The organism is Dendronalium sp. ChiSLP03b (assembly GCF_034531165.2).
In the GTDB taxonomy this organism is placed as follows: Bacteria; Cyanobacteriota; Cyanobacteriia; order Cyanobacteriales; family Nostocaceae; genus Dendronalium; species Dendronalium minutum.
In genome coordinates, this window is sequence record NZ_JAVRBR020000084.1 from 36,400 (window position 1) to 48,941 (window position 12,542).

Consider the following 12,542-nt stretch of genomic DNA (forward strand, 5'->3'; position numbering starts at 1 on the left):
GCAAAATTCAAGTAAGATTCCTATAAATATATCTACTCAGGATGAATAATGAACTTGGAAGAAGGATTAAAAATTTTAGATGGAGTTGTCTTTAGCAAAATTAATAGACATTTGAAAGATGTAGAGATAATTGTCCTTAAAGGCTCATGGCAAGGTTTAAATTATGATGAAATTGCTAGTAATGAAGGTTATGCAGCTAAGTATCTCCGACAAGACGTAGGTTTCAAATTGTGGAAGTTACTTTCAGAAGCATTAGGAGAAGAGGTTAATAAAACTAATTTTCGTGCCGCTATTGAGCGATCGCATAGCCTCTCTTCTGGAGAATCGCAATTTATAGATAGGAATATTCTACCAACAGAAGTACAGCAGTTGGAGTCTTGGCATCAAGATAGTTGCAGTACCGTCAAGAATGAATTATTGCCAGAATACCCGGAAGGCTCAGTTCAGCTTACTTCTGCATTTTACATCCAGAGAATGCCAATAGAAGAACGCTGTTATGAAACAATTCTCCACCCTGGCTCGCTGATTCGGATTAAAGCTCCTCACCAAATGGGCAAAACATCTTTGCTTGATAGAATCATCGCTCACTCAAATCAGCAAGGATACAGTACAGTCCGCCTCAACTTGTTACAAGCAGAAACAACAGTTTTTAGTAATTTGGATAAATTTTTGCGTTGGTTTTGTGCTTATGTTAGTTACAAATTAAAACTATCTACTTTGTTGCAAGAATCTTGGGATGAATATAGAGGTAGCATTATTAATTGCACTACATATTTTGAAGATAATATTTTGATAAAAATCAATAGTAATTTAGTGTTGGCATTAGATGAAGTAGATAGAGTTTTTCAATATCCGGAAATTTCTCAAGGTTTTTTTGCCATGTTACGTAGTTGGCATGAAGAAGCTAAAACTATAGAAATTTGGGAAAATCTACGGTTAGTTGTAGTACATTCCACTGAAAACTATGGTTCGTTAGACATAAATCAATCACCCTTTAATGTGGGGTTAGTGGTTGAATTAACAGAGTTTACCAAAGAACAAATAGAAGACTTAGCCCAGCGTCACAAACTTGATTATAATCAAACCCAAGTTCAGCAACTAATGTCTTTGCTAGGAGGGCATCCATATTTAATTAGATTGGCACTCTATCGTCTTGCACTTGGGGATATAACTCTGGAAAAATTATTACAAAATGCTTCCACAAATGCCGGAATTTATGAAGAACATTTACGGCGATTTTTGCATACTTTTAAAGTAAATACTAATTTAACAGAAGCATTTATTAAAGTAGTGACAGCAACAGAACCAGTTGATATAGAAACAATGTCGGCGTATCAGCTATATAGTATGGGCTTAGTTAAAAGATTAGGCGATAAATTAACACCAAGCTGTCAACTATATCAACAATATTTTCGGGAACACTTGAAGAATTCAAACTGAGACACTGAAAAATACTATTGAGGACAGCTTGGACTTGGCCCTTTCAAAGAATAGTTATCAACTTGCACCCAGCTATCTTGTCCTAAAGCCCAAAAGCCTGTAAAGATGTTATAAGTTGAAGCGTTACCAGTGCGGAACTGTAGCGTTAGTTTCGTATATTGTGGCAAGCTACCAAACTTGAGTTCAGACCAAACTTTCTGCTGGGTATCACGAACCCCGAAGTATCCATCTGTGACATTAGCTGATGTCCGCACATAAGCTTCTAATGTATAGTTAGAATTTGGCTTGAGACGTACTTGTTGACGAATGGCATTCCAATCAGAAACATTCCGTATCCAGGCATTATTTTGACCCCTAAAACTATATCCTTTATTAATGTCAAAACCTGCACGCCCTTCAGTTAACCAATAAGATGAGGGCTGTTGTTCAAAATCTAGATTGCCATAGGGTGCTGCACATGAAGCTTGTACTTGATTTATGGAAATATTGGTTAATAATATCGAACCAACAGCCATACCCAAAATGTTAATTAATACGCCTTGAGTAAGTAAATTTCTACTTTGATTTTTAATCAATTTCATGATATTCTCCGATATTTTGTAGCCGTGAATATTTTCTGAAACCTTTGTAGTTTTGTGGCCAGAGATTTCTGGTGCGTTAGTACGTTCCGTACATAACGCACCCTACTAAATTTACGGTGCGCGGAATATTTGTCCCTTAGCATTAACTACCCAAGGATTACCGCTAGCATCAACGGCAATTTCTACCGCCGCACCTGGAACTAAATCCCAATTAGAATTGTTCATAGAAAAGATTTCATAGCCACTACTACCATTGCTGGCACAACCTAGAATCCACACTTTACTACCACCAACCGCGATTTTCTTGGCACAACCAGGAACGAGTGTCCAAGGATCGCCTCTTTTTACAACGTCTCCACTAGTACGAAAATTGATGTTACGAAATATCTCTCCCCGCCCGTTAACTGCCCAAACGATATTCTTAGAGTCAACAGCTAAGTCTTCAACCGCACCCCGAATTAAATCCCAACCAGAACCGTTCCAAGAAAAGATTTGATAACCATCACTGCCATTTCTGTCACAACCTAGCACCCAAACTTTACTACCAGCTGCGATTTTTTTGGCACAACCGGGAACTAGTTGCCATGAGTTACCACTTCTTTGAAAGATTTGGCCATCAGCATTGACTACCCAAGGAGTACCGTTACTTTCAACAGCTATGTCTACAGCCGCACCCGGAACTAAATCCCAATTAGAACCGTTTCTAGAAAAGATTTGATAACCACTACCACCACCGACACAACCTAACACCCAAGTTTTACCGCCACCAGCAGCGATTTTTTTAGCACAGCCTATGACTTGTTGCCATTGTTGTTCTACAGCTTGCGGTGTTGGTGCTACGCCAATTACTTCATATTCAACTACGTAAACATTTCCCTCGTCAGGGTTGTAGACAATTTTTGTTTTAACGCCGCCAGCTTCAGACTCATTAACGCTTAAACGTCCGAGAAAATCATCTCCACTACCACTGTCATACTCCCAGAAATTCACATCAATGGCGTTGGAGAAATCAAGTTTGAGATTAGGGCGAACGATTTGACCTTTACGAATATCATAGTCTTGTCCTCGTGCTGGCCAAATTGCTAAATCTCGCTTTGGTTGGTTAGAGAGACTTAAATAAAGATCGTCTGGATCTCCGCCACCAGAACTATCAATTGCTTGCGCTACATCGGGAATTTCAGCTATTACTTTACTGGCTTCGCTTAAGTCGCCTGGAAGGGCTGTAGAAATTAGCACTTTACTAACAGCAGCCAGTGGTTGAAAAATTGCATTTAAAACACCGGCACTAATACCAGTAGATACAGATTTACATTCGATCGCTCGAATAATTAGTTGAGCCGCTTGACTAGGATTTGCAGAAGTTAAAATTGCTGCAAAAATTAATAATGTGACGAAGTTCTTGGTAATAAAGTTAGATTTCATAATGTTTCTCTTAGTTGGAATTGTTGCTTAACTAAGATTATGTGTTTTTGTTAGATTGCTGTCGATACATATAATGTCAGTAGTTTAACTGGGGTCTTTTAAAAGAAAAATATAGTTTTGATGAAAAAATCAGTAAATGTCATAAAAAGTCAGGTAAACCAGGAAATATATGTTTTTATATGAAAATTGTCTTAAATTTAAACGCAGAGTCATGCGAAAGGGCGCGGAGTGTTTGAAAGGTTATGACTGATTTTAAATACTATAAATTAGGGGGCAGTCTTGAATATCAACACCCAACTTATGTAGTGCGGCAAGCTGATTCTGAGCTTTATGAAGGGTTGATAAATGGTGAATTGTGTTATGTCTTAAACTCGCGACAGATGGGTAAATCTAGTTTGCGAGTTCATATTATGAAACGGCTGAAGGAGCAAGGAATACAATGTGCATCAGTTGATTTAACTAGAATTGGCAGCCATGTCACACCTGCTGAATGGTATGGCGGATTTGTGTCTGAGGTGTTGCGGGGGTTTGGTTTATCAAGAAAGGTGAATTTTGGGACGTGGTGGCGATCGCATGAATTTTTACCACCGAAACAACGGTTGAGTGAATTGATTGATGATCTACTGTTAACAGAATTTTCGGGTAATTTAATTATTTTTATTGATGAAGTTGACAGTATTTTAAGAATCAGTTTTAAAGATGATTTTTTTGCTTTTATTCGTGCTTGTTATAACTACCGAGCAGATAATCCAGAATATCAACGTCTCACTTTTTGCTTGTTGGGTGTAGCGACTCCGGCTAATTTAATTGGTGATAAAAATCGCACACCTTTCAATATCGGTCGCGCTATCGAATTAACTGGGTTTCAATTAGATGAAGTAGCAGTTTTAATTCGAGGTTTAGAGGGAATAGTCGCCAGACCTCAAGCGATAATAGAAGAGGTGTTAAAGTGGACTGGCGGACAACCTTTTTTAACTCAAAAGCTTTGCCAATTAATTTGTAATTCTGCTGATTCATTCCCAGCGCATCAGGAAGAAGAATGTGTGGAAAGATTGGTACAAACGCAAATTATCCAAAACTGGGAAGCGCAGGATGAACCAGAACATTTACGAACTATCCGCGATCGCATTTTGCAAAGTTCACAAAATCAGACTGGGCGATTATTAGGACTATATCAGCAAATCTTACAACAGGGAGAAATCCCCGCAGATGACAGTCCCGAACAAACACAACTCCGTCTGACGGGCTTAATTGTCAAGCAGCAAGGCAAACTGCGAATTTACAATGACATCTATGCACAGATATTTAATCGAGCATGGCTCGATAAAGTATTGACAAATATTCGACCTTATGCACAAACGTTAAATGCTTGGGTGGATTCCCACTTTCAGGATGAGTCGCGTTTGTTAAGGGGGCAAACTTTGCAAGATGCGCGCAATTGGGCAATAGATAAAGGTTTGAGTGATTTAGATCGAAAATTTTTAGATGCCAGTCAGGAATTAGAAAAGCGGGATGTGCAGAAAAGATTGCAAGCAGAAGCAGAAGCAACGCAGATATTAATCCAAGCCAATGAAGTCTTATTGGCAGCCAACCAAAAAGCTAAACGACGGATTCAAATTGGAGGAGGAGTGTTAGCGATCGCCCTAATTTTAGCAGTATTTGCCGGACTATGGACTTCGAGAATAATTAAACAAGCGCAATTAGAAAAAATTAAATCTTCAAGTCTATTTGCAACTGCATTATTTGTTTCCAATCAAAAATTTGATGCCTTATTAGAAGCACTAAAAGCAGCTAAACAAATCAAAAGTACCCATGGGGTTGATCGAGCTACTCAAATTCAAGTTTTAGAAATATTACAGCGGACAGTTAATTTCACCAGAGAACGTAACCGATTAGAAGGATTTAAAGCTGCTATTAGGGGCGTAAATTTTAGTCCAGATGGAAACTTTTTAGCTACTGTCAGTGAAGATAAAAGCATTAAAATCTGGAGGAGTGATGGCAAATTATTCCAAGTTTTTGCTCGACAACAAAATGCCATCCTAGCTTTAAGTTTTAGTCCAGATGGAAAATTATTGTCTACAGTTGATGAAACCGGAGCAGTAAAACTTTGGAATTGGCAGGATGGCATTTTACTGCAAACTCTCAAAACAGAGGGTAAAAATGTTTGGAATGCTAGTATTAATTTTAGTCCAGATGGTGAAAACATCGCTGCAATTGATGATAGTAATGAAACAATCAATATTTGGAGTAAGAATCAAAACTGGAAATTAACTAAAAATATTAAAGATGCTGAAACTAACATTTTGTATGTGAATTATTTGCCAAGTAATAGCTCAGATGAACAATTACTAGCTTCAGCAAATAAAGATGGAACGGTGAAAATTTGGAGGAGCAAAGATGCAACGCTTCTGAAAACTATTAATGCTCATAATCAAGCAGTTTTGCATATCAGCTTTAGTGAGGATGGTCAATTTTTAGCTACAGCTAGTGAAGATACAACAGTTAAGATTTGGAGAACTGCGGATTGGCAATTAGTTAAAACATTAACATCTCATGGTGATTGGGTAAACAGCGTGAGTTTTAGTCAGGATGGTAAACTCCTAGCAACTGCAAGTGATGACAACACTGTGAAAATTTGGCGGAGGAGTGACTGGCGATTACTTGAAAGTTTAGCAGGACATAATAACAAGGTTTATAGTATAAATTTTAGCCCAAATAGTCACACTCTAGCTTCTGCTGGTGAAGATAAAAAAGTTATCTTCTGGAGTTTTCACGAACATTTACTAAAAATTATTACAGACCATAGTGATGTAATTAGAAAAATGAGTGTTAGCCATGACGGCAAAATTGTGGCTACAGCCAGCAACGATCGCACAGTCAAACTTTGGAGCAGCCTTGATGGCAAATTGTTACAAACTTTGAAACACGAAAATGCTGTTGAAGGTGTCAGCTTTAGTCATAATAATGAGTTCTTATCTTCTGCCAGCGTTGATGGTATAATCAAATTTTGGAGAATTAGCAATGGGAAATTGCTGAATGAATGGAAAGATAGTAATGTCATTTTTGATATAAGTTTTATTCCCAATATTTACAACGATCAATTTTTAGCCTCAGTTGGTGTAGATCGAGTTATAAAGCTTTGGAAAACAAGTGATGGGAAATTACTACAAATTCTGCAAGGTCATAATGATAAAATTCTTAGTGTTAGCTTTAGCTCTAATGGTAAAATTTTAGCTTCTGGCAGCAAAGACGGAATAATTAAGCTGTGGATTAAGAGTAAAGACTGGCAATTATTTAAAACTCTAGACAGCCATAATTCTGCGGTTCAAGATGTAAAATTTAGCCCAGATGGGATGTTTCTAGCATCTGCTAGTGTGGATGGTACAGTTAAGCTTTGGAAGACAACCGACGGAACTTTGCTAAAATCTTTATCTACCCATCAGGGTCATGTATTAAGCGTAAGTTTCAGTCCGAATAGTCAACTTTTAGCTTCAGGTGGTGAGGATGGAATAATTAAGCTTTGGCAGATAAGTAATGGGAGTTTACATTACAGTCTTCACGGTCACAAAAGTGCAATCAGGAAAGTAAACTTCATCAAAAATAATATTTTAGTATCTGTTTCTGCTGGTTTGGAAAAAACTGTAATTTTATGGAATTTACAAGATATTGAACTAGATAAGTTACTAAAAAATGGATGTAATTGGGTGCGTGACTATCTAAATAATAATCCTAGCGTTAACAAAACGAATAAACATATTTGCAATGAAAGGTGAATTGTTGAATCTATATTGCTTTACTAACTGCAAATATTTTATTTTTGAGAAACTATACTTAGAAAAAAATAATAAAGTGAATTTTAACGTTATAGAATACCTTACACTGCGCTTTAACGCATCCTATATCTGGGTGCATTGCGTTACGAATATTTATTTTCGCTATCTTTTAGTGACCTAATGCCATAACACAACGGCAATAAAGCAACAGAAATATTTTGTCTACCTGACTTGAAAAAGCGCGCTTGTGCTGAGCAAAAAATACTATTCCCTAGTCTCTAGCCTCTAGTCCCTTTTTCATGTGTTTTGGTGTACGCAGTTCATGATGGCTACTTAATATTTTATTTATAAATAGCCTCTGTATCAATGCTTTTGGTATTGTTTTAAATAAGTTGTATAAATCTGGAAAAAGATGCAGCTATTAGATAGCTGTAAGGAGGCAAAGTTTAGACTGAGGAAAGAGAGTTAAAGTAGCAAAATTGAGAGGTTCCCTAGCCAATAAGTCGCTTTCTATAAAAAGTATAAAATATTTCTTTAACAAGTTATTTTTTAAGTAAAGTTGCTTAAGTACATGCTTTAAATGCATGGCTTTCTTGCAAAGAATAAATCATTTAATAGAGGAGTATTAACCTTTGGTATCGTTCTTTTGTCGGATAAACACCTTTGTTACCTATAGGACTCCTATTTGATTTTTGTGAAGCTAGGTACAACTACAAGGCTTCTTTTTGCCTGCCTATCGCGCTTGCGCTGCGCTTCGCGCACCACGCAAATAATTTCAGAAATCAAAGCGGATTGCTATAGCACTGTGTTATGGAATAAACATGAACTTTTATCAGTGCAAGATATAAGACTATTAAATTTACGTAAATAACGAAAAAAGTCGTAAAAAGTCCGTTAAAGTCATATCTAAAACAAACTTTGTTACTCTTTTTAAAAATGAATCTTGAAGAAGCATTAATTATTTTAGATACGTTTCTTGAACAAAGCTTAAATGACGTTCAGGAGTTAGTATTTCGCAAAGCTTGGGAAGGGCAAACTTATCCAGAGATAGCAGAAAGCTCCGGCTATGATGCTAATTACATCAAAGATGTTGGTTCTAAGTTGTGGAAGTTACTGTCACATGCTTTGGAGGAAGAGGTCACAAAAAGTAATTTTAGGTCAGTTTTGAGACGGCGATCGCAAAGTAATATCCTGCAAAAAAAACAGCAGCACATACAGACAGCAGTCTTGAAGCATCATCAGCCGTCAGGTGGGGTAAGAGAAATTGAGATTATCTCTAAGGATAGTGGCATATCGGAGTTGCCTGTAGCAACGAAGGTAGAAGAAGAGAAAAAATCCGTCATCTTCAATCCTGACTTCTTAGAAATTCCTAGTGGCTCAGTACCGCTTAACTCCAGCTTTTATATCGAGCGTCCGCCAATTGAAGAACGCGCCTTTGCCGAAATCAATAAGCCTGGAAGTCTGATCCGAATCAAAGCCCCCAGCCAAACGGGGAAAACTTCCCTGATGCAAAGGATTCTGGCTCATGCTAGACAAAGTGGGTTACACACTGTGCAAATAAGTTTGCAGCGGGCAGATAGTCAAGTTTTTACTAGCTTAGAAAAATTCTTACGCTGGTTTTGTGCAAATATTAGTCGGCAGTTGAACCTAGAGCCAAAGTTACATGATTATTGGGATGAGGATATTGGTAGCAAAGTTAGCTGTACATTATATTTACAAGGGTATGTCTTGCAGGAAATCGACTGTCCGGTAGTCTTAGCTTTGGATGAAGTAAATCGAATTTTCGAGTATCCAGAAATCTCTGGCGACTTTTTACCGCTACTGCGCTCCTGGTACGAGGACGCTTCCGAACTGGAGATTTGGCAAAAACTCCGACTACTGGTAGTTCATGCCACTGAAGCTTATATCCCGTTAGACATCAATCAATCGCCTTTCAATGTCGGGCTACCAATTAAGTTACCAGAATTTACTTTAGAGCAAGTGCAGGATTTGGCATTACGCCATGGACTGGCTTGGGCTGAAAGTGAAACCGGAGCTAAAAAACTGGCTCCACTAGTAGCGATGATCGGCGGTCATCCTTTTTTAGTACGTCTTGCTCTTTATAATTTGGTACGGCAAGAAGTAACTCTAGAACAGTTACTACAGAATGCTCCGACAATAGCAGGAATTTACAGCAACTACTTGCGGCATCATTTAGCAAATCTGCAAACGCATCCTGAACTGAAAACAGCACTCAAAAAAGTAGTGACATCAAAAGAAAGCGTGCAATTAGAAGCGATCGCAGCCTATAAATTAGAAAGCATGGGATTGGTAAAACTTGAGGGAAATCAAGCAATACCCAGTTGTGAGTTGTATCGACTGTATTTCCGCGAACAATTGGGTTAAAAAATTAAAAATTAAAAATTCAGTACGGAGTGTAGTCTTAGCATGTATTTTGGCTGTTCCTATGTGCAAATTAAATGGGTGACGGCGGATGAATCAATATGAATATCAAATCGGCGGCAGTCTCAAAGTAGAGGCTCCTAGCTATGTAGAACGGCAGGCTGACCAAGAACTTTATAATGCTTTGATGCGGGGCGAGTTTTGTTATGTATTTAGCTCCCGGCAAATGGGCAAGTCTAGCTTGCGGTTACGAACGAGGCATAGATTGGAACAAGCAGGTTACAGTTGTGCCTCTATCGATATGACCAGAATTGGTAACGGCAATATTACGCCTTCGCAGTGGTATAAGGGTATAGTTGTTGACCTATTAAGGAGCTTTAACCTTTTTGGCAAAGTTAATTTAAAAGCTTGGTGGTCAGAGCGAGAAGATTTATCAGCATTACAGCGATTGAGCCAGTTTGTTGAAGATATTTTGTTAGTTCAACTTCAAGCTGAAAAAATCTTTATTTTTGTTGATGAAATTGATAGCGTTCTCGGTCTGAATTTTCCAGTTGTCGATTTTTTTACTCTGATTCGATCTTGCTACAATCAGCGAGCAGAAAATCCCGAATATAACCGCCTCACCTGGGCGCTGTTTGGTGTGGCAACGCCTTCAGATTTGATTGCTGACCGCAACTGTACCCCTTTTAATATTGGTACATCTATTGTCCTGGATGGCTTTAGTTTGTCAGAAGTTCAGCCATTAGCAGCGGGATTAGAAGGTAAAGTAGCTAATCCGATGGCTGTTCTCAAAGAAATTTTGGCTTGGACGAGTGGACAGCCGTTTCTCACTCAAAAGCTATGTCAGATAGTCGTGCAGGAAAGAAACAGTGGCAGCAAGGATATTGAGGAACATAGAACTCTGGAAGCTGATGAGCGTTACAAGTTGGACGACCATTTACCAATCGTTAATTATCATCTCATCAGTTTTTATTACCAATTTCCTTCGTTGATTCTTGAAAAGCTAGTGCAAACACACATCCTAGACAATTGGGAAGCCAATGATGAGCCAGAGCATTTAAAGACAATCCGCGATCGCCTCCTGAGAAACGAGCAACGTGCTGGAGGTTTACTGGGATTATACCAGCAAATTTTACAAGGAACTCAGGTATCTGTTGATGATGGAGAAGAACAAATCGAGTTGCTGTTGTCGGGATTGGTGACCAAGCAGCGGGGGCAATTGATCGTGAAAAACCGCATTTATCAAGAGGTTTTTAACCAAGCTTGGGTAGAAAAACAATTGGCAAAACTGCGTCCTTACTCTCAAGCATTAAATGCCTGGGTAGCTTCAAAGCACTGTGACTATTCACGACTGTTGCGCGGAACTGCCTTGCTGGAGGCTCTGGCTTGGTCACAGGGCAAAAGTTTGAGCGATTTAGATTATCAGTTTTTAGCCGCTAGCCAAGAATGCGATCGCCGAGAAGTTGAGACGTGGTTAGAAGCCGAACGTGCTAAGGAAGTCAAAGCGCGACTGGTTCAAGAGCAAAAAGCTGCTAGACTGCAAAGATTATTTTTTGTTGGGGCATTCAGTTGGGTATTGATAGTTGCTTTAGGGTTTGGGATGGTGACTTTCTTGGGCTATGGACAGCAGTGTTCAGTAAGATTAAAGGAATTGCTACATTTCCAGTAAGTAGGATGCTGAGCTTAACAGCTTCGCTGGTTCTACCATGCACAGCGATCGCATAATATCATTTGCCTATTTTAAAACATCCTTATCAGATTCTTCTTCCTCAGCTTCCAGAGCGATTGGATATTTGTTTGCAAGTCTCTTAGTGCCATTCCCGTATGACATTTTCTGACGAAATAATACCTAACAATTTGCATCTCATTTTTAAACTCCTAACTATTTAGGACTTTTTCAGGCTGCATTTATTTAACGAACAGCTTAATTTAATTTCAGGATTTAAACAAAACCACCCCCAAGTAAAAATAAACCTTACTACACAAATTGAATCAATTATTTACTATTGGGTAACAAATTGTTTGTGATGTTATTAAACCAATCTTGTTAAGGAAAAAAATTATGGCTTTTAATGTAACTCTGGAAACAGATAATGGTATTGCTAGAATCAAGTTGTCAGGCGAACTGGATGGGCTGAATGCGCCAGTTTTCCAAGCTGAAGTTGCTAAAGCAGTATCTCAAGGAGCAAAAGACCTTGTTTTGCTGATGCAGGATTTAGACTATATGTCTAGTGCTGGTTTAAGGGTACTGATATTCGCCAAGCAAAAGATGGGTGCAAAAGCTAATATTTATGTAGTTGGCGCTCACGAGACGGTAATCAATACCTTGCAGAAAACCGGATTTGACCAAAGTTTAATTTTACTAGATAAAGATAACATCGGCGAACTCGAAAACGTTTAGTAGGAAGCATATTAATTAGTTTCTAACAAGGCAATTGATATGCAACCTTCTTTAACAGTGCCTGCAACTTTAGATTCACTTACTAAAATCGCTGAATTCGTGATGGCGGCTACCGCAGCAGCTGGTTTAGATAAAAAAGCTGCCTATCGTTGCCGTTTAGCAATAGACGAAATAGCTACCAATATTATTACCTATGGCTATGGTCAAGCTGGTTGCGAGGGGTTATTGAACTTGCAGGCGGATATTGACGAGCAAGCCCTGACAATTTCTATCGAAGATACAGCCATAGCCTACAATCCCTGCCAGGCTCAACTTCCAACTGAAGACGAGTTAAGGCTACCATTAGAGGAGCGTCCAATTGGTGGTCTAGGTGTATATCTTGCACTCCATGATGTCGATAAGTTTGATTATGAACGCGTCGGCGACAAGAATCGCAACATATTCACTATGTACCGCACGGCATCAGCACAGTAAAAGTGCTAAATACAGACGCGATTATACTCTTACGAGAAGCCGCTCTTACGAGCGTCTACGCGTCTGTAC

General features: G+C 38.6%; 8 protein-coding genes. 6 read left to right on the top strand and 2 right to left on the bottom strand.

All coding sequences use genetic code 11. From position 1 onward, the window contains the following. Positions 1-48: 48 nt before the first annotated feature. Positions 49-1,440 (top strand): AAA-like domain-containing protein, encoded by a 1,392-nt coding sequence (locus RMY31_RS20460; protein ID WP_322661764.1) that lies wholly within the window; start codon positions 49-51, stop codon positions 1,438-1,440. A gap of 14 nt (positions 1,441-1,454) precedes the next feature. On the opposite strand, the gene RMY31_RS20465 is transcribed toward RMY31_RS20460, so the two are convergent. Together RMY31_RS20465 and RMY31_RS20470 are read right to left on the bottom strand one after the other, a co-directional pair. Further along, a complete protein-coding gene (locus RMY31_RS20465; RefSeq protein ID WP_322661762.1) occupies positions 1,455-2,021 on the bottom strand; it encodes a hypothetical protein in 567 nt (188 codons plus the stop codon). A 111-nt stretch (positions 2,022-2,132) separates the two neighbouring features. Further along, a complete protein-coding gene (locus RMY31_RS20470) occupies positions 2,133-3,443 on the bottom strand; it encodes a tectonin domain-containing protein (protein ID WP_322661759.1) in 1,311 nt (436 codons plus the stop codon). A gap of 242 nt (positions 3,444-3,685) precedes the next feature. Here RMY31_RS20470 and RMY31_RS20475 point away from each other — a divergent pair, with 242 nt between their 5' ends. From RMY31_RS20475 to RMY31_RS20495, 5 genes are all read left to right on the top strand, one after another. Continuing rightward, a complete protein-coding gene (locus tag RMY31_RS20475; protein ID WP_322661758.1) occupies positions 3,686-7,216 on the top strand; it encodes an AAA-like domain-containing protein in 3,531 nt (1,176 codons plus the stop codon). Between the two features lie 936 nt (positions 7,217-8,152). After that, positions 8,153-9,601 (top strand): AAA-like domain-containing protein, encoded by a 1,449-nt coding sequence (locus RMY31_RS20480; RefSeq protein ID WP_322661757.1) that lies wholly within the window; start codon positions 8,153-8,155, stop codon positions 9,599-9,601. 88 nt (positions 9,602-9,689) lie between these two features. Then, positions 9,690-11,267 carry an AAA-like domain-containing protein gene (locus RMY31_RS20485; RefSeq protein WP_322661755.1) on the top strand — a complete coding sequence of 526 codons (1,578 nt, stop codon included), beginning with the start codon at positions 9,690-9,692 and terminating at the stop codon, positions 11,265-11,267. Between the two features lie 393 nt (positions 11,268-11,660). Beyond that, positions 11,661-11,999 (top strand): anti-sigma factor antagonist, encoded by a 339-nt coding sequence (locus RMY31_RS20490; protein WP_322661753.1) that lies wholly within the window; start codon positions 11,661-11,663, stop codon positions 11,997-11,999. Between the two features lie 39 nt (positions 12,000-12,038). Then, the gene (locus tag RMY31_RS20495) at positions 12,039-12,473 is read left to right on the top strand and encodes an ATP-binding protein (RefSeq protein WP_322661752.1); all 435 of its coding nucleotides are present in this window, start codon (positions 12,039-12,041) and stop codon (positions 12,471-12,473) included. Positions 12,474-12,542: the final 69 nt, after the last annotated feature.